This window comes from Brevibacillus fluminis, from assembly GCF_052072235.1.
Taxonomy (GTDB): domain Bacteria; phylum Bacillota; class Bacilli; order Brevibacillales; family Brevibacillaceae; genus Brevibacillus_D; species Brevibacillus_D fluminis_A.
Map to the genome: position 1 here is coordinate 3118044 of NZ_CM125436.1, position 26205 is coordinate 3144248.

The 26205-nt window shown below is 52.9% G+C and carries 26 protein-coding genes; 4 read left to right on the forward strand and 22 right to left on the reverse strand.

Annotated elements, in window-relative coordinates:
- Window positions 1–12: 12 nt before the first annotated feature.
- Complete coding sequence (locus ACTID9_RS15470; protein ID WP_441065312.1) at window positions 13–447, forward strand: hypothetical protein; 435 nt, start codon at window positions 13–15, stop codon at window positions 445–447.
- A gap of 77 nt (window positions 448–524) precedes the next feature.
- Here ACTID9_RS15470 and ACTID9_RS15475 read toward each other — a convergent pair whose 3' ends face one another.
- Window positions 525–734: a hypothetical protein gene (locus ACTID9_RS15475; RefSeq protein ID WP_441065314.1), complete on the reverse strand. Its 210-nt coding sequence runs from the start codon at window positions 732–734 to the stop codon at window positions 525–527.
- 110 nt (window positions 735–844) lie between these two features.
- Between ACTID9_RS15475 and ACTID9_RS15480 the strand changes: the two genes are divergently transcribed.
- Window positions 845–1261, forward strand: a complete 417-nt coding sequence (locus tag ACTID9_RS15480; protein WP_441065315.1) for an NUDIX hydrolase — start codon at window positions 845–847, stop codon at window positions 1259–1261.
- Here ACTID9_RS15480 and ACTID9_RS15485 read toward each other — a convergent pair.
- The 6 genes from ACTID9_RS15485 to ACTID9_RS15510 all read right to left on the reverse strand — a co-directional run bounded on the left by ACTID9_RS15485 (window position 1230) and on the right by ACTID9_RS15510 (window position 10775).
- Window positions 1230–3635, reverse strand: coding sequence for a tetratricopeptide repeat protein (locus tag ACTID9_RS15485; protein ID WP_441065317.1), 2406 nt, complete (start codon window positions 3633–3635; stop codon window positions 1230–1232). The two genes, ACTID9_RS15480 and ACTID9_RS15485, sit on opposite strands and share 32 nt — an antisense overlap.
- Window positions 3636–3772: 137 nt before the next feature.
- Entirely contained in the window at window positions 3773–5068 is a 1296-nt protein-coding gene (locus ACTID9_RS15490; protein ID WP_441065319.1) for a peptidase U32 family protein, read from the reverse strand.
- A 14-nt stretch (window positions 5069–5082) separates the two neighbouring features.
- Entirely contained in the window at window positions 5083–6018 is a 936-nt protein-coding gene (locus tag ACTID9_RS15495) for a peptidase U32 family protein (RefSeq protein WP_441065321.1), read from the reverse strand.
- A 214-nt stretch (window positions 6019–6232) separates the two neighbouring features.
- Complete coding sequence (locus ACTID9_RS15500) at window positions 6233–7153, reverse strand: DMT family transporter (protein WP_441065322.1); 921 nt, start codon at window positions 7151–7153, stop codon at window positions 6233–6235.
- A gap of 33 nt (window positions 7154–7186) precedes the next feature.
- Window positions 7187–8800, reverse strand: a complete 1614-nt coding sequence (locus tag ACTID9_RS15505) for an ABC-F family ATP-binding cassette domain-containing protein (RefSeq protein WP_441065324.1) — start codon at window positions 8798–8800, stop codon at window positions 7187–7189.
- A 37-nt stretch (window positions 8801–8837) separates the two neighbouring features.
- Window positions 8838–10775: an ABC-F family ATP-binding cassette domain-containing protein gene (locus tag ACTID9_RS15510; RefSeq protein WP_441065326.1), complete on the reverse strand. Its 1938-nt coding sequence runs from the start codon at window positions 10773–10775 to the stop codon at window positions 8838–8840.
- A 398-nt stretch (window positions 10776–11173) separates the two neighbouring features.
- On the opposite strand from ACTID9_RS15510, the gene ACTID9_RS15515 reads away from it, so the two are divergent.
- The gene (locus ACTID9_RS15515) at window positions 11174–11602 is read left to right on the forward strand and encodes a cupredoxin domain-containing protein (protein ID WP_441065328.1); all 429 of its coding nucleotides are present in this window, start codon (window positions 11174–11176) and stop codon (window positions 11600–11602) included.
- A gap of 153 nt (window positions 11603–11755) precedes the next feature.
- Here the strand turns inward: ACTID9_RS15515 and infC are convergent, their stop codons facing one another.
- The 12 genes from infC to ACTID9_RS15575 all read right to left on the reverse strand — a co-directional run bounded on the left by infC (window position 11756) and on the right by ACTID9_RS15575 (window position 21849).
- Complete coding sequence (gene infC, locus ACTID9_RS15520) at window positions 11756–12241, reverse strand: translation initiation factor IF-3 (protein ID WP_441065330.1); 486 nt, start codon at window positions 12239–12241, stop codon at window positions 11756–11758.
- Window positions 12242–12382: 141 nt separating this feature from the next.
- Window positions 12383–12619, reverse strand: coding sequence for a DUF3892 domain-containing protein (locus tag ACTID9_RS15525; RefSeq protein ID WP_441065332.1), 237 nt, complete (start codon window positions 12617–12619; stop codon window positions 12383–12385).
- A 43-nt stretch (window positions 12620–12662) separates the two neighbouring features.
- Window positions 12663–12890, reverse strand: coding sequence for a hypothetical protein (locus ACTID9_RS15530; protein ID WP_441065333.1), 228 nt, complete (start codon window positions 12888–12890; stop codon window positions 12663–12665).
- Between the two features lie 81 nt (window positions 12891–12971).
- On the reverse strand, window positions 12972–13766 hold the full coding sequence (locus ACTID9_RS15535; protein WP_441065335.1) for a DeoR/GlpR family DNA-binding transcription regulator: 795 nt from the start codon (window positions 13764–13766) through the stop codon (window positions 12972–12974).
- A 4-nt stretch (window positions 13767–13770) separates the two neighbouring features.
- On the reverse strand, window positions 13771–14811 hold the full coding sequence (locus ACTID9_RS15540; protein ID WP_441065337.1) for an ABC transporter ATP-binding protein: 1041 nt from the start codon (window positions 14809–14811) through the stop codon (window positions 13771–13773).
- Complete coding sequence (locus ACTID9_RS15545) at window positions 14808–15602, reverse strand: ABC transporter permease (protein WP_441065339.1); 795 nt, start codon at window positions 15600–15602, stop codon at window positions 14808–14810. Before ACTID9_RS15545 ends, ACTID9_RS15540 begins: the two co-directional genes overlap by 4 nt.
- Complete coding sequence (locus tag ACTID9_RS15550; RefSeq protein WP_441065341.1) at window positions 15599–16450, reverse strand: ABC transporter permease; 852 nt, start codon at window positions 16448–16450, stop codon at window positions 15599–15601. Before ACTID9_RS15550 ends, ACTID9_RS15545 begins: the two co-directional genes overlap by 4 nt.
- Window positions 16451–16516: 66 nt before the next feature.
- Window positions 16517–17341: an alkaline phosphatase family protein gene (locus tag ACTID9_RS15555; protein WP_441065343.1), complete on the reverse strand. Its 825-nt coding sequence runs from the start codon at window positions 17339–17341 to the stop codon at window positions 16517–16519.
- A 21-nt stretch (window positions 17342–17362) separates the two neighbouring features.
- Window positions 17363–18496 carry an ABC transporter substrate-binding protein gene (locus ACTID9_RS15560; protein WP_441065345.1) on the reverse strand — a complete coding sequence of 378 codons (1134 nt, stop codon included), beginning with the start codon at window positions 18494–18496 and terminating at the stop codon, window positions 17363–17365.
- Between the two features lie 369 nt (window positions 18497–18865).
- A complete protein-coding gene (locus ACTID9_RS15565) occupies window positions 18866–19663 on the reverse strand; it encodes a HipA family kinase (RefSeq protein ID WP_441065347.1) in 798 nt (265 codons plus the stop codon).
- The gene (locus ACTID9_RS15570) at window positions 19656–20822 is read right to left on the reverse strand and encodes a glycosyltransferase family 4 protein (RefSeq protein ID WP_441065349.1); all 1167 of its coding nucleotides are present in this window, start codon (window positions 20820–20822) and stop codon (window positions 19656–19658) included. Before ACTID9_RS15570 ends, ACTID9_RS15565 begins: the two co-directional genes overlap by 8 nt.
- Window position 20823: 1 nt before the next feature.
- On the reverse strand, window positions 20824–21849 hold the full coding sequence (locus ACTID9_RS15575; protein ID WP_441065351.1) for a phosphotransferase: 1026 nt from the start codon (window positions 21847–21849) through the stop codon (window positions 20824–20826).
- 300 nt (window positions 21850–22149) lie between these two features.
- Here ACTID9_RS15575 and ACTID9_RS15580 point away from each other — a divergent pair, with 300 nt between their 5' ends.
- The gene (locus ACTID9_RS15580; RefSeq protein ID WP_441065352.1) at window positions 22150–23280 is read left to right on the forward strand and encodes a glycosyltransferase family 4 protein; all 1131 of its coding nucleotides are present in this window, start codon (window positions 22150–22152) and stop codon (window positions 23278–23280) included.
- 93 nt (window positions 23281–23373) lie between these two features.
- Here ACTID9_RS15580 and ACTID9_RS15585 read toward each other — a convergent pair whose 3' ends face one another.
- Genes ACTID9_RS15585 through ACTID9_RS15595 form a run of 3 tightly spaced genes read right to left on the reverse strand, consistent with a single transcriptional unit; the run spans window position 23374 to window position 26202 of the window.
- The gene (locus ACTID9_RS15585) at window positions 23374–23877 is read right to left on the reverse strand and encodes a DinB family protein (RefSeq protein ID WP_441065354.1); all 504 of its coding nucleotides are present in this window, start codon (window positions 23875–23877) and stop codon (window positions 23374–23376) included.
- Window positions 23878–23899: 22 nt separating this feature from the next.
- Window positions 23900–24730 (reverse strand): ammonia-dependent NAD(+) synthetase, encoded by an 831-nt coding sequence (gene nadE, locus ACTID9_RS15590; RefSeq protein ID WP_441065356.1) that lies wholly within the window; start codon window positions 24728–24730, stop codon window positions 23900–23902.
- Window positions 24727–26202, reverse strand: coding sequence for a nicotinate phosphoribosyltransferase (locus tag ACTID9_RS15595; protein ID WP_441065358.1), 1476 nt, complete (start codon window positions 26200–26202; stop codon window positions 24727–24729). Before ACTID9_RS15595 ends, nadE begins: the two co-directional genes overlap by 4 nt.
- Window positions 26203–26205 lie beyond the last annotated feature (3 nt).

Genomic DNA, 26205 nt, shown 5'->3' on the forward strand with positions numbered 1-26205 from the left:
GAGGGTCCGGTTATGTATCGCTGGATTGTTTTTCTCCATATTCTCAGTGCGATGCTTTCCATCGGACCGTTTTTTGTGTTTTTCCCATTTTTTCAAAGGGTCGCGCGAATGGAAAAAAACGAGCTTGCCGTCTTCATCGGCCTGTTCCGTTTTTGTGTCCAGCTATCCAAGCATGCGGGCCATGTGCTGGTCACCACCGGGGTCTTGCTGCTTTGGCTTGGTGGCTGGGACATTCTCACATCATGGATTTTGCTCACCTTGATCGTCATGGTGGGCTCCCTTTACTTTTTTGCCCGCGCTTTTTCCCCGATTTTGCGCGCATTGGCAGGCGCAGAACCGGCCGATCGACCTGCGATCGTCCAGCGATTGCGCCGCGCCCTATGCGGGTATTTGTTCCTCGTGCTGCTGATGCTGTGCTTGATGGTTGTGAAGCCTTCCTTCTGGTAAGGATACGGCCATACGCAAACAAACAGCCCTTTCCTCCGAACCGGTTGAAAGGGCACGTTTTTTTCGTTATCGTTTCATCACGCGTTTGTCTGGTTCCACCCTTGCACCCAGCTTGCTGCCTCAGCTCCCTTATGCGACTGGGACACCTCAAACACCCACACATTTTGCTGAGCGCCGTCCTCTTTGGCATTTTCCAACGCCAGTTCTGCGATATGCTGGTTTTCGCATTCCTGCCATCTGTGGAATCCGTCTCGCGCTTGCCACGCAACAATGATTGGCTGGTTCATGATGATACCCCTCCTCAAGTAGGACTTCTCCGGTAGTTTGTCCAATTGTCCATCTGTTAGTCTCGATGCACAGGCGAAAAAATCAATCGCAAGAAAAGGGGGTTGTGTCCATGAATCCGACATTTCCGGTTTCGGTGAAAGGGATCGTCCAAAAAGACAGCCGTTTTTTGCTGGTGAAAAATGAACGCAACGAATGGGAGCTGCCCGGCGGCCGGCTGGAGAGCGGCGAATCGCCAGAAGACTGTGTCAGGCGGGAGCTTCTTGAAGAAACAGGCTTGATGTGCTCGGTCGAACGACTGGTTTCCGTATGGCGCTTCGACGTCCTGCCAGAAAAAGAGGTGGTAATCGTCGCTTACCTTTGCAGCTGCCCCGACTCCGACAAGCTGCAAATCAGCGATGAGCATGTCGAGATCGGCTGGTTCCTGCCGGAGGAAATCCGACGTTTGCCGATTCCGCAAGGGTATGTCGAGGCAATCCGGCTCGTCGCCGGCAGCGCTATGCAAGGCGGAAACGAATCTCCCCTTTAGGCAAAAAGCGGGTGGGAACACGGATCAGCACGCTTTGTTGGTCTGAACGCTTGTCTGTATTTGACGAGTCTGAAAGCCAATAGTAGACATAAGTAGTATTATGGTCAACTTCCAACCCGCTTACTAGCGGGACTTTTCCTTTTTCCGGCTTGATCGCGAAATAAGTCCAGCCCGATTCTTCCATGACCGCTTCGATCAATTTGTCTGAAGTCTTTTTCTCTGCATACCACTTCGCTACGGTAGCGGGTAATTTCCAGTCATCCTGCGATAATTGCTGGTACGGCAGCCTGCTTAGAAACGGACTTGGCTGCTGCTGACTGCCTGCTGATGTCTTCTTTTCAGACTGAAGCTTTTTCGCTTCCGCAGCCGAATCGCTTTTTGGATAGTGGGTCAGGAGTCGCTGTATTAGCGCGTCATCGTTGTTGTAACGATACATCAGCAAGAGCATGTCGTCCGCTAATTCGGAATCCGGATAACGCTTGAGCAATTGCTCGCCGGTAGCAAGGAGGTCTGCCAGCAACGCCGCGCGCGTACTATGAAAGCTCACTTCCTGCCCGTACTGTGTCAGCTTGCTGTCGCATAAAGCGCGTGAGAACAGCGCTTTTGCCCCGGTCGCAGGATCGGCCTGGTCGAACTGGATCAACTCGAACTGTCGTTTCGCCTGCACCAGGTGATTGAATCTGCCGATATACCGGTCAAACGATTCATCATACTCCATATCACGGATTTGGCCGATCCAGAAAAAGGTTTGCCGCTCACCATGCCACAGGTAGTTATAGTACGTGAACTCGTCATGAAAAATGGCTGCGGCAAGCTCGTATTGTTTCCTCGCCCTGTCCGCTCCTTTCGCCTGATTCGCTGCTTCCTGAAGCGACGCAAGTTTCCGGACCGACGCCAGCTGCTGTTTGACATGATACCAGAATGTATCGCTTGCGATACGGTCATACCACACATACTGCAAAACAGAGTCAGCGATTATTTCCTTGCCATCGTAACGTGTGATCAGGTTTTGCAGTTCTCGAGCCGCTTGCTCGAATTGATTCGCGCGCAATGTATCAACAGCCTTCGAATAGGCAACCCAAACTTGCTTCCATTCAGGCATTTCCGTTTTTTCGAGTTGGGCGAAACCGTTCTGGTCGACATTTACATCCAACACAAACAAAAATTGGCCGGATGCATCGTACCACATATCCGCATCGCCGCTCGTCAATGCTCGCTCAAACCAGATCAGCGCCTGATCGTATTGGCCTGCGATCTGGTAGCAGCGAGCCAGCCGGTATGCCGCGTCATCTGCTCCCGGATGGTTGGGGTAGGTGCGGATAAACGCCTGCCATTGGGCGATTCCCGCCTCCGGCTTGTCATAATCCGCTCCTTTTGCCCGATACCCCTCTTCGTACTCGCCACCGAAAAAGTACGGTTTTCCCGTGATCGCTTCATACTGCTTGATCCCTTTTGCCAGCATGCCGCCCGGATAACGCGCGACGATCAGCTTTTCCACAGGTCCGGTCAGTTGAACCTGATAGCCGCTCTTCTCCCCGCTTTCATACAGCCGCCTGACTGCGTCCGGATCGCCGTGATGATATGCCAGCGCCATGTCGATCGTTTGCTCGATATAAGGGTCTCTTGTTGTGTTGGCGGCCTCACTTGCCCATTTGCGATCTTTCCCAATGTCGATTCGCCCGATGATGGCCCGATCAAGCTCGCGAGCGCCCGGTATTTTGCCAAACTGCTGTTTCAACTGCGCCACTCCGTCCGGCAAGCCTGCAATCACGTTCACGATGCCGCCAATGCCCGGCGCTTTGGCATATCGTGTCAGCCAGTCCTGGACTTGTTGCGCTGACACCTGCTGTCGTTTTGCATACAGCGATACAAGCATTTCAGCGCCCGGTTCCGTGGCTTTCTCCAAAAGCGGGAGCAGCGTCTCTTCCTGGCCAGCCGGGAGCAGTCCATCGATTGCCTCGCCTAACCGAAATGGATTGGGGATCGAGCGCTTGTCCCAGGTCCAATGCAGCAAATCCGGAAGCAGCCGTTCATCGTGCAGTTGCCGTGCAACCTCAAGCCAAAAGCTCCACTCATCGTACAACGCATCACTGTCAGCGATCGGGAAGCGCAGCCGATTGGCTTCCATCAAGATCCCTTTTTTGGCGATCGGCAGCACGCGCTCCTTCTGGCGCATGATTTCTTTTATCGTCTTCTCGCTTAGCGTCCTGTCGTTGCTGCGGTATTCACTCATGGCAGAAGAGAGCAACTTTTCAGTCGATTGAACCTGCTCAGTTGCTGCTGGGCCAGGTTCAGAAGCCGCACTGCTATCCATCAAAGGAGCGGCCAGCAAGCTCACTGTGCATAAAACGCTGACAACTTTTTTCGCATTCATAAAAACAGGTATCCCCCACACTGATCGATTCGGCCCCTATGCCTATTTTTGGCAACAAGCGGCCCATCAGTTAGACGGATACCTGGACAAAACGTTTCAGCACAATATGCCTTTTCCTGGCAAATCACGCCAATCGCTTATTTTTTCTCTTTTCGCATGATGTCGTATGGCCGAACAGGCTGGCTTACGCGCATTTTGACGATTTGCATCGCTTTATTCGCGTCTGTCAACGGATTGCCGTCCACGTCCCAAAGCTCTGTCACCTGCTGCACGAAATTGTCCCGCTTCGGACCGAAAAACTCCACTTCCGCCCCGACTTCAAAACGGTTGCGCTGCTCGATGGTTGCGATTTGGGTCGCAGCATCGTAATCGAGCACCAATCCGGCGAAATCGTACTTCGCCATTTTGGGCGGCACGCCGAAAATCTGATCCTGCTCGGAAGGATTGCCATAAAAGAAGGCTGTCGTCACCGGGCGGTTCGCCGCTTTTAAAATTTCTTCGCGCCATTCGTCCTTGAAGACAAATTCGTCCGGATTTTCACAGTATGCATCGATCACGCGGCGGTACGTATTGACAACGGTCGCCACATAATGGACGGTCTTCATCCGCCCCTCGATTTTCAAGCTTTCCACACCTGCGTCTACCATCTCCGGAATCGATTCGATCATGCACAAATCTTTGGAACTCATCGTGAACTCGTCATCGTTCTCGGAAAACAGCGGCAGCTCTTTTTTCCCGATCATCGGAAGCGCTGCTTCGTCCTCGTCCTCCACCTCTTCAAACAAATCGTACTTCCAGCGGCACGACTGGGCGCAACCGCCACGGTTGGCGTCCCGGTTCGTCATGTGGTTGGAAAGCACGCAGCGCCCCGAATAGGAGATGCACATCGCCCCATGGATGAACGCCTCGATCTCCACGTCCGTGTGTGCCTTGATCTGCCGAATCTCTTCCATCGAAACTTCACGCGCCAACACCACACGGGCGATGCCTTCTTCCGCCCAAAACTGGACGGCCTGCCAGTTGGTCGTAGATGCTTGTGTGCTCAAATGGATTTCCAGCTTGGGCGCTGCCTGCTTGCAAACCTCAACAATCGCCGGATCGGCGACAATGACCGCATCGATGCCGATCTGGTACAACGTTTGAAAATACTCCGCCATCCCGTCAAAATCTTCATTATGGGCAATGATGTTGGCGGCGACATACACCTTGGCGCCATGCTGATGGGCAAATGCGACGCCCTCTTTCATGTCGTCATAGGAAAAATTGCCGGCCTTCGAGCGTAACCCGAATTTTTGGCCGCCGATATAAACGGCGTCGGCACCGTACAGCACCGCGAATTTTAATTTTTCCAGATTCCCCGCCGGGGCGAGCAGCTCTGGCTTTTTCAATTGTTTCTTGGTAGGGAATCCGGCAGTTGCAATCTGCGTGGACATGGTTTGTTTCCTCCTTAGTAAATCTGTTGCTTGAAATAAAAGCCTGTCCCGAGCGGGCGATTCTTGTCCTGAATCTGGCTTAGTTGCTGCAGCCATTGCGCTTCGATACCAGCCTCAGGGTCTTCTGCCAACCGGTCGATCGCTTGCCGATAGATGGAGACGACTGTTTCATTGTAGCTGACAGGCTTTAAAATGCCTTCGATCTTGAAAACGTCAATGCCGCCCTGCATCATCGTCGGCAAATGCTCCAGCATGCAAATATCTTCCGCGCTCATGATGTTGGTCCCGTGACGATCTTCAAAAATCGGATACTGCTGCTCATCGCGGTTGTCTTCTTTCAGGAACAGGTTACGTTCCCCCTTATGCAGCTCCTGGACAGGATCTTTTCCCTGATGGCGCATGTAATTGCTGACCAGCTCGCGTTTGGAATGGAAAATACAGGTCATTCCGTGTACCTGGGCCTGCACTTCAATCGCGGTGTTGCGTTTGATTTCAAGCACCGCCTCAAGCGACAGCTCACGGGCCAAAATCGCGCGCGTCGCTCCTTTTGCCGCCCAATAGTTGACGGTCCGGTAGTTCGTGGATGTCGTTTCCGTGTTCCAGTGAAGCGGTATACCAGGCGCCGCTTGCCGCGCTGTCATCAAGACGGCGGGATCGCCGAACACGATCGCATCTGCTTGCAACGCTGCAAGCTCTTTGAGATAGTCTTGCAAATCGGACACTTCATCGTGATGCAGCAGCGCATTGACCACGACATACACCTTGCCTCCATGCGATTGGGCAATCTTTTTGGCTTCAGCGAGATCGTCTAGCTCGAAGCTGCCCGGCAGCCGCAATGCAAACCGCTCGTGGCCGATGCTGACGGCATCTGCTCCGGCCAAAAACATCCGCTCTACTTCCGCCACATTCGCTGCAGTGGCGACCAATTCGGGTTTTTGTTTCTGGATCATAAGAAAACCTCGATTCTGTAAAAGGTACTTCGTACGAAATTCTATTATATACCGGATATTCTCCCCTTTTTCGGCGAATCACGAAAAATTTGCGACAAAAAAATGAACACTTTTTGTTTGTCAAGGCTTCAATGTGTTTTCGATGTGCCCGTCACAAATCACAAAAAGCAACGCGACACCTTTCCCGGATGCGCATTGCTTTTCCTGACCTGCTTTATGTTTCAATCGGATTTTTCTTAACGCGGCCGTCATCGCTTGGATACGGCTTGTTGTAAATTTCTGTGATGTAAATGCCTGCCAACAGGAAGATTCCGCCGAACAGGATGGTCATCGTGACCGGTTCTCCCCACAGCATCCATGAAAAGCCGAAAGCGAACACCGATTCCAGCGACAACAGCAGGCTGACCCGAATCGGTGTCGTGATCGACTGTGCCCGGAGCTGGACGATGTACGCGATCAACGTTCCGATCACCAGCTCGAACAAGTAGGCGTACCAGCCGTACGCGGATAGCTGTTTGGGCGCCGGCTCAAGGAGCAGGGCCAACACCGTGTCGATGACCCCGACAACCGCGAGCTGCACCATGGCAAAAAGCAGCGGATTGACGGGCTCTTCCTTTTCGTACGTGCGGTCGACATAGACGGTATGGGTGGCGAAGCAAAGGGCGCACAGCAGGACGAGCAAATCGCCGCTGTTCACCCCTTCAAAGCTGCCATCCCACGAAAACAGGCATAATCCGAGAAATGCGCAAAGACTGCCGAGAATTGGCCCTTTCTGGATCGGCTTGCGCGACCACAGAAAGTATAGAAATGGGACCATGACCACAGCCGTACCGGTAATCATGCCTGCTTTGCCCGGGGTCGTCAAATCGATCCCGTAAATCTGGGCCGTGTACGCCAGACAAAGCAAGAAACCGGAGAAGATACCTGCCTTCCAATAAAACGGCGTCATTTCTTTGATCCGCTTCCATTGCCAAATGGCGAGGATCAGGGCGGCTGCCAAAAAGCGGGAGCCGGTGAAAAAGAGTGGCGACATTTCAGCAAGCAGGTCTTTTGCTAGGATGAATGTATAGCCCCAGCTGATCGCAATCCCTAGAAGGGACAGATCCGCAAGAAGCCGTTTCCTGGATACATGCACATTAACCAATCAGCCTTTCTGTTTTGCGAGTGATTACGAATACATTTGCTGCTGCAGCTTGCGGATTTCGTCGCTGGCAATGTATTCGTCGAATGTCATCATTTTGTCGATGACGCCTTTTGGCGTGATTTCGATGATGCGGTTTGCGATCGTTTGCACGAACTGGTGGTCATGGGAGACGAACAGGACCGTGCCGTCAAAGTCGATCAAACCGTTATTGAGCGCTGTGATCGATTCCAGGTCCAAGTGGTTCGTCGGCTCGTCGAGAAGCAGTACGTTTGCGCCTGTCAGCATCATGCGGGACAGCATGCAGCGCACTTTCTCGCCCCCGGAGAGGACGTTGCATTTTTTCAACGCTTCTTCACCGGAGAACAGCATGCGGCCCAGGAAGCCGCGAACGAATGTCTCATCCGGATCTTTGGAGTATTGACGCAGCCATTCCACCAGGTTGAGATCGGATGTGAAGTATTCCGAGTTGTCTTTCGGGAAGTACGCACGGGATGTGGTGACGCCCCACTCGAAATTGCCGCTGTCCGCCTCGATCTCGCCCATGAGAATTTGGAACAGTGTCGTTTTTGGCAAGCCGTTCGGTCCGACAAACGCGATTTTGTCCCCTTTGTTAACCGTGATTGTGAAATTGTCGAGCACTTTTTCGCCGTCAACCGTTTTGGTGAGGCCTTCGATGATCAGCAGATTTTTGCCTGCTTCGCGCTCCGGCTTGAAGTTAATAAATGGATATTTACGGCTGGATGGTTTGATGTCTTCCAGCGTGATTTTATCCAGCAATTTTTTACGGGACGTCGCTTGCTTGGATTTGGATGCGTTCGCGCTGAATCGGGCGATAAAGCTTTCCAGTTCCTTGATTTTCTCTTCTTTCTTTTTGTTCGCATCGCGCATCAGCTGCAGTGCCAGCTGGCTGGATTCGTACCAGAAGTCGTAGTTACCGACATACATCTGGATTTTGCCGTAGTCGATATCTGCGATGTGCGTGCACACTTTGTTCAGGAAGTGACGGTCATGGGATACGACGATCACGGTGTTTTCATAATCGAGCAGGAAGTTTTCCAACCACATGACGGAATCGAGGTCCAAGTGGTTGGTCGGCTCATCCAGAAGCAGGATGTGCGGGTTGCCGAACAGCGCTTGCGCCAAGAGAACGCGGACTTTTTGGCTGCCATCCAAATCTCTCATGTATTTATCGTGCAAATCCGCCGGGATGCCGAGACCGATCAGCAAGGACGCTGCGTCGGATTCTGCTTGCCAGCCGTTCAATTCCTCGAATTCACCTTCGAGTTCGGATGCTTTGATCCCGTCTTCTTCGGTGAAATCCGCTTTGGAGTACAGCGCATTTTTCTCTTCCATGATCGCGAAAAGACGGTTGTGCCCCATGATGACGGTTTTTAACACTTCCACGTCATCGAACTCGTAATGGTTTTGCTTCAGCACGGCGATGCGCTCGCCCGGTGTTACGCTGACATGTCCGCTGTTCGGCTCGATTTCGCCGGACAAGATTTTCAGGAACGTGGATTTGCCGGCACCGTTCGCCCCGATCAGGCCGTAGCAGTTGCCTGGTGTGAATTTGATGTTAACGTCTTCGAAAAGCGGCCGTTTTCCGTACCGCAGTGTTACGCCTTGTGTACTAATCATTCGTGTATACCTGCTTTCTATCAGTTGTTAAGTCGTGTTACGCTTTTTTGTTTTGCTGTTGAATCTCTTCCACTAATTCAGACAGCTCCGTCCAGCGCTCCAGCGTCTGCTCGAGTTGCTGTGACAGCTGCTGTTCCTCTGCGTACAGCTTTTGCACCTTCTCGATATCGCTGCCCGCCTTGGCGATCTCGGTCTGGATCTGTGCGATCCGTGCTTCCATCGCCGCGATTTTGTCCTCGATCTCGTCCCATTCCTTCTGCTCTTTATAGGAGAGCTTGCGGGTCCGGTTTGCGGTGCGCGACGCAGCGCTGTCCGTTTTGCTTTCGGCTGCTTTGGCAGTTGCCTGGTTTTTCACCTGCTCCGCCTGAAGCGCCTGCTCTTCTTTGCGCATCTCGAGGTATTCGCTGTAGTTGCCGTTGAAGCGGCGGATCGAGCCGTCTCCTTCGAAAGCGAACAGATGATCCACGGTCCGATCGAGGAAGTAGCGGTCATGGGAGACGGTGATGACCGCACCCGGGAACTGCTCCAAGTAGTCTTCCAGAATCGACAGCGTCTGAATGTCCAGATCGTTCGTCGGCTCATCGAGGAACAGGACGTTCGGTTCGCCCATCAGCGTCCGCAACAGATAGAGCCTGCGGCGCTCGCCACCGGACAGCCGGCTGATCCACGTATATTGCAGATGCGGCGGGAAGAGGAAGCGTTCCAGCATTTGCGACGCCGTAATCATTTCGCCGTCAGCGGTGCGGATGACCTCTGCCGCTTCCTTGATATAGTCGATGACGCGAAGCTTTTCGTTCATCTCCACATTTTCTTGCGTATAGTAGGCGAGCTTCACCGTGCTGCCCGTAACGATTTCACCTGAATCCGGCGCGATGCGCCCTGCCATCATGTTCAGCAGCGTCGATTTGCCGCTGCCGTTCGGGCCGATGATGCCCAACCGATCGTCCGGCAGCACGATATAGTTCAAGTCGTGGATCAGCGTGCGGTCCCCAAACTGTTTGGAGACATGTTCGAGTTCCAGCACTTTTTTGCCCAGTCGACTTGCACCAAGCGCCATATCCAAATTGTCCGCAGGTCCATCCACTTTCTGGTCGCGCAGCGCCTCTGCCCGCTGCACCCGTGCCTTTTGCTTGGTCGTGCGCGCTTTCGCTCCGCGCCGCAGCCAGGCAAGCTCACGTCGCAGCAAATTTTGCCGCTTGTCTTCCATCGCCAGCTCGCGCTCTTCACGCTCTGCTTTCTTTTCGAGGAAAGAGGCGTAGTTGCCCTCGTAGCTGTACAGCTTGCCACGGTCCAGCTCGAACGTGCGGTTCGTCACGCGGTCAAGGAAATAGCGGTCATGCGTCACCATCAAGAGCGCGCCTTTGTATCGCGCCAAATACTCCTCCAGCCACTCAACCGTTTCGTTGTCAATATGGTTGGTTGGCTCGTCGAGAATCAGCAAGTCAGCTGGCTGGATCAACGCGCGCGCCATCGCAACCCGCTTTTTCTGCCCACCGGACAGCTGTGCGATCGGCTGCTGGAAATTGGTGATGCCAAGCTTGGTGAGAACGGTTTTGGCATTCGTTCCGGCGTCCCAGGCATTGAGCGCATCCATCCGCTGCTGAACCGTGAACAGCCGCTGCTGCTTGCGTTCGTCATCCGGCGCTGCTTCCAGCTCGGATAAAGCCAGCTCGTAGTCGCGCAGCACTTGCATCAATGGCGAATCGCCGTAAAAGACCTGATCCAGCACGGTTCCCTGCTGGTCGAATTCAGGATTTTGCGGCAGGTAGACACTTTGAAAATGGTTGGCATGCACGATTTTGCCAGAATCAGCCGACTCCAGTCCGGCGATGATCTGCAAAAGCGATGATTTCCCTGTGCCGTTGATCCCAATGAGCCCGATTCGCTGCGATTCTGCTATATGAAAGGAAATGTTGTCGAACAACACCTTTTCCCCATAGCTTTTCGAAAGTTGTTCTACAGTCAACAGATTCAATGTATCAACTCCATGCCTCTTTGAATCAAATATCTCCATTGTTACAGATAAGAGTCAGTCTTGTCAAAGAAAAATGGTTTTTGTTCACATAATAATTGTTATGTCATGTTGGATTGACAGAACGGAGAAACGAGCATAAAAGCTGCAAGCCTGAGTTGACCTGGGAAGCACGTAATCTAATCGATTGGAAAATCCGTGCCATCCGCTAATCGATTGATCCATTTAGAACTTATTTAACGTATTTGACCCATTTCTTTGCCTTAAAGGCAAGGGAGTTTAGCTTTTACCTATTGTGAAATGTTTCTTACTCGAGAATTACTTTTCATTTTCACAATTATTCCGCATCCGATTAGTAGGCTTGATTGTGTTAAACCTACATTGCACGAGGAGGGTTCATCATGAAAAAAAGAATTGCAATTTTGTCCACCTGCTTGGTGATTGCTGGAATCACTTCTGCCTGTGGTACTCAAAGTACAAGCTCTTCTTCTCAAGCAACATCGCCCACTACTCAAACAGCAACTTCTAACTCCCAAACATCAACTTCTGATCAACCAACTGAGATCAAAATTGATATGAACGAATTCTCATACTCAATGGGTGATATTAAAGTAAAAGCAGGAGAAAAAATTCACTTTGTTTTGACCAACTCCGGTAAAGTAGAACATGACATTAACAATGATGAACTTAAGTTAGATAAAGATGTTCAACCTGGTAAAACCGAAACATTAGACTGGACTGCCCCTTCGAAAACAGGTACCTATCAAATCATTTGTGACAAGCCAGGTCATAAAGAAAAAGGCATGACATTAAATTTAATCGTTGAATAACGAATTTTCTTCCTAACAATCTTACCGACGGTTCATCCAAATCCGTCACATATAAATAATTTCTGCATTTTACAATGAAAAACCCCTCTCATTTGGGGAGGGGGGTTCATCGAAAAAACCGGAGAATCCTTGAAGATAGGATTCGCCGGTCTTTTACAATGGCTTGACGACAGCGACCACCTGCTTGCCGCTCACCTGTATGCCTTTTTCCTGCATGCCACAATGCTTGAGGTCACGGACGAGCTGCTCGATCCGCTCTTTTGCCGCCTGGCTCTCCTTCTTTTCGAGCCGCACCACCAGCTCAACCGCATCCCCCGCGGTCAAAATTCGCTCCGCCTGACGCTTTTTCGTGTCGTAATCGTGCTCTTCGATGTAAGCGCTCAGACGAATTTCTTTTGTTTTCATGCCTTTTTCCGCCTTGCGCTCCTTTTGCTTCTCCTGGTTCAGCTGCTTTTTATGAGAAGTCTGGTCAACCAGCTTGCACGGCGGCGGGCTTGAACTAAGCGAAAGGCAGACGAGGTCGACTTTCAAGTCCTTTGCCATTCTCAACGCTTCTTTCGTGGAGACGATCCCCAAATCCTCGCCATTCACACCGGTCAACAGCACTTCGGCTGCCTTGATTTTTTCATTTGCGATCATGTCAGCTTCCACCTGCCACTCTTTCCTTTATCTTTTTATTGTACCATGCAAGAGCGCTGTTGCCTCATGAAAGAGCGCGCATCCCCATACAAAAAAGCCCGATCCGGCGAATCGAGCTTTCTTTCTTGCTTGCCTGTTCCCTTAAAAAAGCGGCAGGTTGTCCAAATTATTCGATTTATCCCCATCGGGGATGCTGCGCAAATGCTGGTCTCCATCCCGCCCTTTGAACAGCTGGACGTTTTCAATTTCACCCTGCGCCGCCAATCGCTGTGCGACCATATAATCCACCTCATTGCCGTTGGACAGGCGCAGCTGAATGATGTCGCCATCGCCGTTTTTGCGCACGGCCACGACGTGTGGCTTCTGTTCGTTTGCCATGGTGTTTCCTCCTTTGCAAGCATTCTTACGTTATCATCTCCATTCAGCCAAATCCCATGCAGCGTGCTTCGGACAAAAAATAAGGACGATCATCTCCACTCTCCTGGAAAGATCGTCCCTTGTGTTTCACTTGATTCACTTGTTCCGCCTTTGTTTTCGTCCGTCGCGATCGCATATCCACCAATGCGAAGATGCTCCGATTGTCCGCCGGATTTCGTCTGCCTTCCCGAACCAGCTTGTCGCGCTGCTTTTGGGCTTTGCTTTTTGCCATGTGCGTGGCCTCCTCATTCAATTGTTTGAGAAAAACGCAGCCCGCCAAGCTTTTGGCGGCGCCACGTCTTACGTTGTCTTCCTATTCTACGTCCGATGCCTCTAACCATGCAATCCCTTTTTGCTCCAGTTCCGCTGCCCACGAGGACGGGTGCGGCGCATCGGAGATCAAGAGGTCGACAGCTTCCAGCGGGGCGATTTGGCAAAATGCCTGTACGCCGATTTTGCTGGAATCTGCGAGCACGATGACTTCTTTTGCCACACTGATCATTTTGCGCGTGACCATCGATTCGCTCAAATCATAATCGCTGATGCCGGTCACCAGCGAAACGCCGCCGACGGAAATGAAGGCGCGGTCCACATGAAAAGCGGACAGGAAGCTTTCGCACAGCGCGCCGCCGCTCGATTGCTGCTCCGGGTTAAGCTCGCCGCCCAACATGATGACTTTGCCGCTGAACACATGATTGTGGATCGCGTTGATCAGGAGGGATGCGACCGGAACGGAATTCGTCAAGATCGTCAGCCGTTTGCGATCGCGGATCGAGCGGGCCAACTCAAGCACCGTCGTGCCGGTATCCATGAGAATCGTATCGCCGTCTTGCAAAAGGGAAGCTGCCTTTTGCCCGATTCGCTGCTTGGCCTCGCGGTTGAGGTCCTGCCGGTTCTCGTAGGGAGGCTCGCCCGCCTGGTAGCCGCGTTTTACAGCACCGCCATAGACGCGGGTGAGCAGCCCCAGCTTCTCCAACACATCCATATCGCGCCGAATCGTCTCGCTCGATACTTGCAGACGCTCCGCTAACGAGACGACCTTTACTTTGTTGTTGCGATTCAGTTCATCCAAAATAATGCTTTTTCGTTCCTCGGATAAGAGCGACAATGGGCTACCCTCCTTGTCTCAGCGGGATGCACTCTCGTTTGGGGATGGTCAAGGTAACGGGCGTGTTGACCTGGCACCACTCCAGTGCGCCCGTATTCAGCACATCGACAGAAAGCTGCACGTCGCGCACATCCACCTGGTAGCGGATCACATTCCCTTTCAATGTGACGCTGCGGACGATTCCCGGCACGTCCCACCCGGCTGTCGCATCCGCGCTGCCAAGCTGCTGACCCGCGGAAATGGCGATCACCTCCGGCCGAATCGCATAGCTACGCTCCGTCGGGTAGTTCACACCTGTCAGGGCGCCCAGCTCCCCAGCCGTAAACACGTTGTAGCTGCCGATGAAGCGGGCGACGAATTCACTCGTCGGCGCAGCGTAAATTTCGGCTGGTGAGCCGTATTGCACCAGCTCGCCTTTGTTCATGATGAACACCCGATCCGACACCGTCAGCGCTTCCTCCTGGTCATGGGTGACGAAAATCGTGGTAATCGACAGCTCCTGCTGGATTTTTTTCAGCTCGATTTGCAAGCTTTTGCGAATTTTCGCATCCAAGGCCGACAGCGGCTCATCGAGCAGGAGCACTTTAGGCTCGACCACCAGCGAGCGGGCGAGAGCCACCCGTTGCTGCTGCCCGCCTGACAGCTGGTGCGGGTACGACTTCTCCCTGCCGGTCAAATCGACCAGCTGGATCATCTTTTCGACTTTCCCGCGATAATCGGCAGGACTCATCCCCTTCATTTTCAACCCGAAGCTGATGTTTTCAAATACGTTCATATTGGGAAACAGCGCATACGATTGAAACACCATCCCGACGCTGCGCTCTTTCGGAGCCAGTTGGGTAATATCCGTATCCCCGATGTACATCCGGCCGCCGGCGTCGATCTCATGCAGACCGGCGATGCAGCGCAAGAGCGTGCTTTTCCCGCAGCCGCTCGGCCCGAGCAGCGTGACCAGCTCCCCTTTTTCAATCGTGAGCGAAACATTTTTGAGCACCTGGGCATCCTGAAAGTGCTTTGTCACCTGATCAATCCGAACATAACTCATTTTCTGCCCTCCTTCTGCATGCGACCGAGCCGCAAAATCACCCAGGATAATAGGAAGATCAACACAAAGTACGAGACGACGATCGCGCTGGACAAATGGCCGTTTTCGTCCATCCTGCGCTTCAGGTAGATTTGGATCATCTCGTAATGGCCGCCGATTAACAGATTCGCCAAGACGAATTCGCCGAACAAAATCGAGAACGACAACAAGGTGGAAACCATGATCCCCGGCAAAATAGTAGGAAAAATGACGCGCCAAAACGCTTGCATTTTGCTGGCGCCCAAAAGCTCTGCCGCATCGACCAGGCGTACGGCGTCCACCGTCCGCATGCTGTTGCGAATGCCCTGGTACATATACGGCAGGATGCTGATGAAGTAGGCGCCGATGACGATCCACACCGTGCCTGACAGCTCGATTGGACCGCTCGAGTAAATTTTGATCAAGCCGACGGCGAGCACGACGGGCGGAATGGCATACGGCATGGTTACCAACGCCTGAAACCACCGCTCCCACCTTGGCAGGTAAACCGTAACAATGAAAATCGACGGCACCATCGTCACAAGGCTGGCCACGATGGTCACCCCGCAGACAAACAACGTCCGTCCGATCGCATCCATGAAGCGCGGATCAGCATACAGATCCGCATACCATTGAAACGTATAGCCTTCAGGAAGCACCGTCCGGTACCAGTCAGTGGCGATCGAATAGAGAAACGTCGCCAAGAGCGGCAAAAAGAGATAGACCAGCACGATGGTGATCGTCGAGGTATGCAACCATTTGCGCTCTTTCATTGCAAATCCCTCCTGACCCGCCGCATCATCGTCTCATTGAACCAGATCGCGACCACCATGATGATCGCCAAAATGACGGCAAGCGCGCCTGCAAGCTCCGGCTTCACGTAAATATCGCCGGAAACCATCGTCCCGATCCGGATCGCCAACAGATTGTAGTTGCTGCCGACCAGCGCATAGGCGGTCGCATACGCGCCCATCGCATTGGCAAACAAAATACTGAATGTTCCGGCGATTCCGGGAAGGACGACGGGAATGCCGATGGAACGCCAAAACTGAAAGGTGGATGCCCCGAGCAGTGTGGCAGATTCCCGCCACTGCTGATGAATCCCGAAATAAGTCGGGTACAGCATGAGAATCGCGAGCGGCAGCTGAAAGTAGAAGTAGACAAAGGCCAGTCCCGTCCAGCTGTACAAGTCAAATGAGGCGAACACATCCCAGCCCCACTGCTTGAACAAAAGCGTAAACAGCCCGTTGCTGCCGAGCAAAATCATATAGGCAAACGCAAGCGGCACCCCGGCAAAGTTGGACGTCATGTTGGACAGCATCAGGATGAACTCGCGGCTTTTTGCGGAAAATCGGGTGATCGAGTACGCGGCAAAGAGTGCGATGAGAATCCCGGCGATACTAGAGAAAAACGAGATGAAGATGCTGTTTTTCAAAGCGACCAAATAAAATTTGTTGGTTAGCGCCGTCGCGTATTGAGAGAGGGTCCACGCCCCGCCGCCGTCTGCGGTGAAGCTGCTGATGACCATCGCGATCAGCGGCAGCAGCATGAAAGCGACCGTAATGAAAAGAAACGGAAGCAAAAACAAGTACAGCATTTGATTGCGAGTCTTCCAACGCATCGTACGTCTCCCCTTTGTAGCAGATGTCCCCCCGCCCACGCAGGGGGAATCCGCTCATGCGTCCGTTCACGATTCGAGCAAAAACGGATAGGAATGTGTAATCATTGCCTCCGATGGATCGATGCCCAACAACTTGCATACGAGCGGCGCAACAGCCAGCTGCGGCATCGATTCTGAATAGGCCCCCGGCTGAAACGCTGAGCCAATCGCATAGAACGGAACATGACGCTCTGCGTCTCCTGTGCCGCCATGCTGTCCATCCTCATTCATGCCATGATCGGCCGTAATCATGATCTGATAGCCGGCGTCCATCCATTCGGGCAGCAGATTCGCCAAAATGACATCCATCTCGATCGCCCTGCCGCGGTATTGCTTGGAATTGGAGCCATACACGTGTCCGGCATGGTCCAATCCCATCGGATGAATATAAAGAAAGTGCGGATCATGTTTGCGGCGAATGATTTCGGCATCAAGGATGAGATGCGAGTCGGGGTACGCGTCTTCGAAGTAAAAGCTGCCGCATTGGATCGGTTTGCTTTCATCGTCTTGCTGGCGATCCTCGATAAAATGAAACGGTGCCCGGTTATACAGTTCGCTTACCCAATAATAGGCGGCCGCACCATTGCGCAAACCTGCCTCGCGCGTGAGATGAAACAAGCTTTTCTCCTTGGAGAGCCGTACCGCTTGATTGGAGGTGATGCCATTGACCGAGCTTGGCGTACCGGTGAGCAGCACTTCGTAGAGCGGTCGAGACATGCTGGGCAATTCCGAGATGACCTTCAGATGCGCAGCTTTTCCTTTTTCGACCAAATGGTTGAGAAAGCCCATCTGCGTCCGCGCCGTTTCATACTGCAGTCCGTCGATTACGACCAGTATTACTTTCTGCGTCATGTAAGCCTCCTTGCCGCTTGCTTATTTGACATTGACGAGCACTTGTTCTTGCCACAGCTGCGGCAGTTTTTTCGCTGTTTCTTCCCAATCTTTGTAATTTTTGATCGGCTTTGCATTCGCGTATTGTTCTTTTGGAATCAGTTTGCTCGCAACATCGTCAGGCAGCTTTACACTGTCGCGGATCGGGCGGGCAAAGCCTTTCGCCAGGTTGATTTGACCGGCATCGCTCAAAATGTATTCGCGCGTAAGCTTCGCTGCGTTCGGATGAGGCGCGTATTTGTTGATGATCGTCGCATAGCCGCTGACGACGCTGCCTTCTTTTGGAATCGCCACTTCAAAACGGTTCGGATCGATTTGGTCGCGGTAGCCGAGCGAGTTGAAATCCCACAGGAGTCCTACTTCCACCTCGCCTTTCTCAAAGTTGGCTGTCTTTACTTCCGCACTGGAAAGACGTCCCTGCTTCGCCAGATCGGCAAAGAAATCGATGCCTGGCTGAATGTTTTTCTCATCGCCGCCGAATGCAATCGCGGCCGCCAAGACAACCATCTGCGCCTGCGCAGCTTTTTGCACGTCGCCGATTGCAACCTTGTAGGTGCCGTTTTTCAGATCAGCCCATGATTTCGGCGGGTTTTTGACCAGTTCTTTATTCGCGATGATCGAGATCGTGCCTTGGTACCCGACGATCCAGTTGCCGTCCTTGTCTTTGGCCCAGTCGGGAATCTCGTCAAAATAGGAAGTTTTATAAGGCTGTGTGACGCCTTTCTCAACGGCAACCGGGCCGAAGGCGATTCCAACGTCCCCGATGTCTGCTGTCGGGTTGTTTTTCTCGGCGTCGAATTTGGCAATCTCCTCCGCGCTCGACATGTCGGTGTCCGTGTGCTTCAATCCATATTTTGTGCCGATGTCATTCCACGTGTCCTTCCAGTTCGCCCAGGAATCCGGCATCCCGACGCTGATGACCTCGCCTTCCTGCTTTGCTTTCGCTTCGACCTCTTCTTTTGTCAACGGCTTCTCCTCGGCGGGTGCGGCACTGTTCCCCCCTTGGCTGGTCCCTGAACCGTTCGTCGTGGTCGTCGAGCAGGCAGCCAAGGCGACAACCATCGTTCCCGCCAACGCGCCGCCAAGCCATTTGTACCATGTGCTGCTTGTTGCCATTTCCGTTCACTCCTCTTGTTTTTTGTGGTTTGTTTCACTTGTTTGACTTCTTCTAGTCTAGGGAACAGATGTTAATTGGCTTTGCAATTTGTGTAAAAAGAGTATGAATAGTTTGTGAGGATTAGACTACCCTTTTCTTAATAAAAACCGCATAAAACCGGTAAAGCGGGGGAATCTACTGTCGTAGTCATGATTTCCATGTACAGGAGGCAGCAGGCATGTCCAAACAAAACGGCGTCAAAAATGAAATGGGAAAGAAAGAAAATCCCTCGCAAACCCGGGCTTCCAACACACTCTCCAAAGAAGAAACCAAATCAAAGCAACAGGGAGAATAGCAAGAGCCTTACGCTCTTCTCTTCTCCCTGTTTTTTACTTTCGCCTGTATTCTTTTTCGCCCTTGTACGCCAGCCAATTGCGCATGATGGAACGGATTTGGCCTTTTCGTTCGATAAGCAGGCGGAGGATGAACGCACGCTCCGCATCGCTGCATACATGGTGCGGAACATCATGGACCAGTTGGGTCAATTCCTCATCGCCCAGCGCCTCGATTTTTGCGATCATCGGCTCCAAATAGGCGAACCGCCGCGTAAGCCGGACCATGCCTTCCGACACATGATAAAATTTCCAGAGCTTTTGCCAATACGGTTCATCCCACTTGTGCCGCTCCCATTTATGCGGTGAACCGTACAGCGTAAGCCCGTGATCGATGAGATACCAGTCATACGGTTCATCCGGATTGTTGCGGTACAACATCATGTTTTTTCCTGCAGCGCGATCGATATTCGTAATCCACGCATCAAAAACCACAACCATCCGCAGCAAATCCACATGTTTGATATGCCGCTTTGCGCGCTGCCGGATTTCTTCCGGCAATTGCCGCCACATCACGACTTCACGCGCTTGAACGCTAACCGACACCACTCCTGTGCGGGCGACGCCATCGGGACCCGCGACGGTTGCAAGCTGCAGCTCGGCTGCCGGCAGTCCGAGCCTTGCAGCAAGCTTGGCTGCGATCCATTCATTGGCGATCAGCGGTCCCGAATAATACGCCTGCTCCTTTGTCGCGAATTTGAAATAACCGCTTCGTCCCGCATTCGACCCAACTTTCCAGACTGCCCCTTGCCGTTTTTGCACCATCTCTTCCCGCAGCTTCCAGCGCTCAATCATGTCGGCCAGCCTCCTGTTGAGCGGCTGTATTCGACTCAACCGGGTGTTTCGGCAATTGCGCAAATAACGCCATGTACCGTGCCGCAATTTTTCGCCAATCGTACATCTCGGTTCGCTTCAAGCCTGCGCGTATCCGCTCTTCGGTACACGAGGCGTTGCGCCAAATGTTGAGTATGCTGCCCGCAATCGCCCTGCTTGTCACTGCGGGAATGACCTCCGCTACTTCACTCGAGACGAACTCGGACAGGCCGCCTGAGCGCGTCGAAGCGAGCGGAACTCCATTGGCCAACGCCTCAAGGGCGACCAAACCGAACGATTCCTGCTTGCTCGGCACGATGACCACCCCGTGCTTGGCATACTGGTTTGCGACCTGTTGCGGCGGCAAGAAGCCAAGCCATGTCACATATGGTTCCAGCTTCCATTTTTTCACCAAGGCATGAAGGCGCGCCTGATAGGCAGCGGTGCTTGCGCGGCCGATGATCGTCAAGTGGACATAAGGCGCGCGCTTTGCCAACATGGCTACTGCTGCCAGCAATTCTTCGATGCCTTTTTGCTTGGTGAGCCTCCCGACAAAAAGCAAGCTTGTACGTTGCTGCTGATCATGGGGCGCCGTTCGTCTGATGCCGTTTTCGATGACATCGATTTTTCGCTTGCATGCCGGATCATTCGTTTGCAAGACGTTTTTTAGCCACTTGCTCGGCGCCACGATCCGATCGGCCAGCGCGCACAGCCGCTGCTGCCGCCCGGACACGACGGCACGTCCAGCCGTTCTCGCCTCTTGCTTGACAAGCGAATGACAGGTATAAACGATCGGAATGCCGTACATTTTCCGATAATAATGGGCCAAATTGGCAAAGCAGACGCTGTGGATGTGAATGACATCGGGCAGCGGCCACTGATTTCGCCGAAGCCATAGCACGGTCGGTTCGTATTGGTTTTTCTTCCTCGCCGCAGAATAAAAAGGCTCCCGATCCGGCAGATGAATGATTTGCAGCGGTCCGCAATCCTTGACCTGGAGTTCCGGTTCCGCATGATGCGTGATCAGCGTCACCCTCGCGCCATACTGAACAAAGCTGTTGGTTAACTCGGAAGCGACGATGCCGAGCCCGCCGATGATGCGGGAGGTTTCGAATTCATTGGTCAATACCCATATCTTCACCTCATCCACCCCGCTTCATATAGGCATGCAACTTTTGCAAAAAGCCCGTCACGTTTGCTCGTGCCCGCTGTTCCTGCTGAAGGGACTGCTCCAGCTCCCGTTTCCCTTCATCCGTACGGGTGTTGTATTTTCGCAAAATCCGATACGTTTTATGTGGAAATAACAGCCACGCTGCCAAAAGGGCATATTCTTCCTTCGCGATTCTTTCAACGCTCTCATAGCCTTCCAGAATCGTTTGCGCGATGGAAAAATCCCAGTCATTGCTCTTGTTCGCCAAACGAATCAACCGGTAAATATCATAGATCCGCAGATCCATCCGAATCGTTTCGAAATCGATCAGGATCGGACCCGTTTTGGATATGACCATATTTTTGGGGCCGCAATCGGCATGGCAATACGTTTTGACTTCTTTCGCCTGCTGGCACAGATCGGCATAGCGGCTTTTGGCAAGCATCTCGATCGCCACATCCGCATCGTGCACGATGTTTTTTCCGTGCTCCTGGAAAAAATCGGCCAATCCTTCGGAAAGACGTCCTCTCTCCGCTTTTTTCACGTATTTCGTGATCATTTGGCGATACAGCAAAAATTGCTCGGGCCATTTCCCCAGCCATTCCCGGGCCGCGCAGGCCGCAAGCGAAATGCCGCGGGCGGCCTGATGGAAAGCGGCCAGTTCGCGCGCGCATGTCCGCATGTCTTCATGATCCCTGGGGTCGGGCATTTGCCCGTCGATCCAGGGAGTGATGACATAATGCTCTTTCGCTCCTGCGCTTTTCATGTGAATCAGCTTGTGGTGCGCCTCGTCCGGATCACGCCAGCAAATGTTGCTGTAGCCTTTTCGTTTCAGCTTGCGAAGCAGCCGATCGATCCAGATCACCTCGTCGGCTTCATACTTCAAACGCTTGATACAGTATGTCTTTCCATTTTGCGCCGTGACACGGTACACACCAGCTTTCACTTGCTCGCTTGCTGCTACCTTCAACTGGAAGTGTCGGGCCAGGCGCACGACCATTTTTTGTTGTGCATTCACTGTGCCTCACCTCTTTTTCGCCTTCTCCATCGCAATGATCCAGCTAGTAATAGAGAATGCCATTCTTGCGAAAAACGAAACGGACAAATTGACTCGGTCAAATACCCGTCTTCATTTCCCTATCCGCAATCTACTATTACACTTGTCTATACCTTTTGGACACGATGCTCATATGGTATCGAAAGGGAGAAAGCAGGGTGAAGCCGTTCGGGCAGCAAAAACCGCTGCGCACAGCAAATTCTGATTGGTAGCAATCGTTCCCGCGTCAAAAAATCGCAGGTTACGTGAGGTGAGTTCCCGATGAAGCTATTGTTTATTGCACCCGGTGCCAAACCTGTCTCTGCGGAAACAGGAGGATCAGTGGAAATTTCCATCTACCAGATTGCCAAACGATTAGCGAAAAAGTATCAGGTCACCGTGCTCTGTCGCTCCTCTCCCAAACTGCCGAAGCGTTCTCGCGAGGGCAAGTTGACGATCGTGCGCATTCCCGCACAAGGAAACTATGTGAGCAATGTGATCCGTTATGTGAAAAAAAACAAGTTTGACTGTATTCACATTGACAACCGACCGCACTATATTCCTGAGTTGCGCAAGACACTCCCCGAAACGCCGCTCATCTTAAGCTTGCATTCCCTTACTTTTATGGACCGGCTGGAAGAGTCGCAGCAACAGGAAATTTTGCAGCAAACCAGCGCCGTCGTCTGCAATTCGCAGTTTATCACCCACTATTATCAGCAGCGGTTTCCCCAGCACCGTTCCAAGCTAACCTGCATCTATTTGGGGGTCGATCTGGATCAGTTCCGGCCGCCGCAGCCGTTGCGCAAGCAGAAAGAACGTGCACGCCACCAGGTGGAGAACACGTACAATATTTTGTATGTCGGTCGCGTCATTCCGATGAAAGGCATTCACATCCTGATTGCCGCCGCCGGGATTGTCCGTCGGATGCATGAGCATACAAGGCTGGTGATTGTCGGTGAATGCACGCCTGGCTATCGCAAAGAACTCGAAAAAGAAGCAGACGAAAAAGGGGTACGCCTGACCTTCATCCGCAAAATGTCGCCCAAGCGCGTGCATCGTGCATACTGGCTCGGCGATTGCCTCGTCTGTCCAACCCAGTTTCAGGAAGCGTTCGGCCTCGTCAATGTGGAAGCGATGGCATGCGGGCTACCGGTTATCGCCTCCAATCGCGGTGGCATTCCGGAAATCATCCACAGCGAAAATGGCATCTTGATCGACGAGGCGGATTCCCCCGAACGTTTCGCCAATGCCATTGACCTGCTCATTACATCCCCTGCGCTTCGCGATGAATTGGTTGAGCGCGCATCGATCACCGTGCGCCTCGCCTTCAGCTGGGACAAAACGGCCCATCACTACAGACTGCTCTATAAGCAGCTGCTTCCGCCCGAGCCTGAACCGGTAGATGTCGCTTGAGAGTAGGGTTACACGGTTGATTCGCTCCTTTTGCAGGTACAAAAAGAACCGTCCCAGCTGCATGTGCAACGTTGACGGTTCTTTGTTTCGCGTTTAGATGGCTGGCGGTTCCATGCCCATTTGCGCCCATTCTTCCTGGCTAGGCCCGTAAACGCCAGGTACTGGCAACCCTGCCTGCCGCATCAAAATGGTCATTTGTCCGCGATGGTGAATCTGATGCGAAATGAGGATGGAGAGCGTAACGCCATTTGGCCATTTCTGGCCGTACATCTCACATTCTTCTACCAGTGATGCATCGGTCCATTGGCTTTTCACCGCATCAAGCAAAGCGGCGCTTGCCGAACGGTACGCATCGGCGATCTCCTTGGCGGATGTCGGCAATGCGGCATCATGGTGAGGCGCATCGAACGCAAGCCCGGTTCGGCTCATCATTTCATGCAGCGTGGTGACGATGTGCCAGGCGAGTCTGCCGAGCGTACGGCCCCCAGGGATTACCTCTTGCTGTAAGGACGCATCTGTCAGTACATCGAGAATTTTTTGCGTACCGGCCGCTTCATGGCCCCACTCTTGTTCAAATGCTTGAATGGTTTGGAACATGGGAAACCCCTCCTCTATTTGATTAAACCGTCTTCCACCATGTGTCGAAAGGCGTGACAGGCAAATGGCGTTTGTGACGGGTCATCATGAATTTCGCTTCCAGCTTGCTCTGCACCTCTTGGCTCACGTCTTTTCCTTCCAGAAAATCGTCGATCTCTTCATACGTGACGCCGAGCGCTGCTTCATCAGGCAAAAGCGGCTTGTTGTCCTCCAGGTCAGCCGTCGGCACTTTCATGTAAATCGCTTCTTCTGCGCCGAGCGCTTGCAGCAGCTGTTTTCCCTGGCGCTTGGTCAAGCCGGTCAGCGGTGTCAAGTCGCAGCCGCCATCGCCGAATTTGGTGAAGAAGCCGGTGAGCGCTTCTGCCGCATGGTCGGTGCCGATGACAAGCAGTCCTTGGTCGGCCCCGATGTCGTATTGCACTTTCATGCGCTCGCGTGCTTTTCGGTTGCCTTTGGCAAAGTCGGAGATCGGCTTGCCGAATACGCGTTGCCATTCTTCTTCCGCTGCATCGACAGCAGGTTTGATATTGACGGTCACGGCCTTGTCGGCACGGATGAACGCCAGAGCGCGCTGGGCGTCTTCCTCATCCTGCTGCGTGCCATATGGCAGGCGGACGGCAATGAATTGATAAGGCGTGCCAGTCTCCGCACGCAGCTCCTCTACCGCGAGCTGCGCCAGCCGGCCTGCCAAGGAAGAGTCCTGCCCGCCGGAAATGCCCAGTACATACCCTTTGGCATGGGTTGCCAGCAAGTAGTCTTTTAAAAAACGAACGCGATCCGCGATTTCCTGCTGCGGGTCGATCGTCGGTTTCACACGCAATTCCTCGATGATTTGCTCTCGTAAGGTAGTCATACGGTATCGTTTCTCCCCTCGTCCTGGCGCTTTGTCGTGAGATGCTCCTGGATCAACTTCATTTTGATATCCCAGACTTGCTGGCTCAAATTCACGTAATATTTTTCCGGATTCAGCTTGCGGAGATACTCGTCCCAGAAGAGTCCCAACTGGGAACGATGATAGGCGCGAATCGCATCCAGATCAGGCAATTGATAAACTTGGCGCCCGTCCGCAAAAATGGTGTGCAGCACTTCGTGCGCTTCGTAATCGGTCACGATTTTGTGCATGTAGGTATGGACCGGATCGAACAGCTTTAAATACGTTTGGCCCTGCACAATTTCTTCTGCAAGCGCCAAGTAATCTCCTTCTGCTTTGCCGGTCCGCCTGTTGATAATGCGCCACAGTTTCTTTTTCCCCGGTGTCGAAATCTTTTCCGGATTGCCGGATATTTTGATGGTCGGGATGTAGACGCCATCTTCCTCTTTGGCGACCACTTTGTACACGCCGCCAAGAGACGGATCGTCCGCTGCGGTGATCAATCGCGTGCCGATCCCCCACGAATCGATCCGTGCCCCTTGGGCCTTCAGGTTCAAGATCAGATTTTCGTCCAAATCGTTCGATGCGACGATCTGCACATGCGTCAATCCAGCGTCATCCAACATTTGTCTCGCATGAATGGACAAATACGCCAAATCTCCGCTGTCGATGCGGATGCCTTTGACCGCGATCCCTTTTTTCTGCAGCTCCAGGCCGACTTTGATCGCATTTGGAATCCCGCTTTTTAGCGTGTCATACGTATCGACCAACAGCGTCACCTGGTTTGGCAGCGCCTCGGCAAAGCGGCGGAACGCCTCCTCCTCGTTCGCATGGTCCTGCACCCATGAATGCGCATGCGTGCCTTTTGTCGGAATGCCAAACATCATGCCCGCCTTCATGTTGGACGTGGCATCGAAGCCCGCCAAATAGGCTGCGCGCGCTCCCCAAATCGCCGCGTCCGCTTCCTGCGCCCGGCGTGTGCCGAATTCGAGCAGAATGTCGTTGGGCGCAATCTTGCGGATGCGGGCTGCCTTCGTCGCGATCAGCGTCTGGTAATTCATGAACGTGAGCAGCGCCGTTTCAACGAGCTGTGCTTCGAACACCCGCGCCTCCACCTGGATCAACGGCTCGTTGGGAAACACCAGCGTCCCTTCCGGCACAGCACGGAGCGTTCCGGTAAAGCGCAGCTTCCGCAGCTCATCCAAAAAACCCGGATCATACTGCTCCTCCTGTGCGGCAAAGTAGGCGATTTCTTCCTCGCAAAACGACAGCTGGTTGATGTAGCGCACGATCCGCTCCAGCCCGGCAAACACCGCGAACCCATTGCCGAACGGCAAGCGGCGGAAATACGCTTCAAACACTCGTTTCTTGTTGTGTGTTCCGTTTTTCCAATGCGCATACATCATGTTGATTTGATATTTATCCGTTAGCAAGCTCAGTTGGTCAGTCGCCATGTG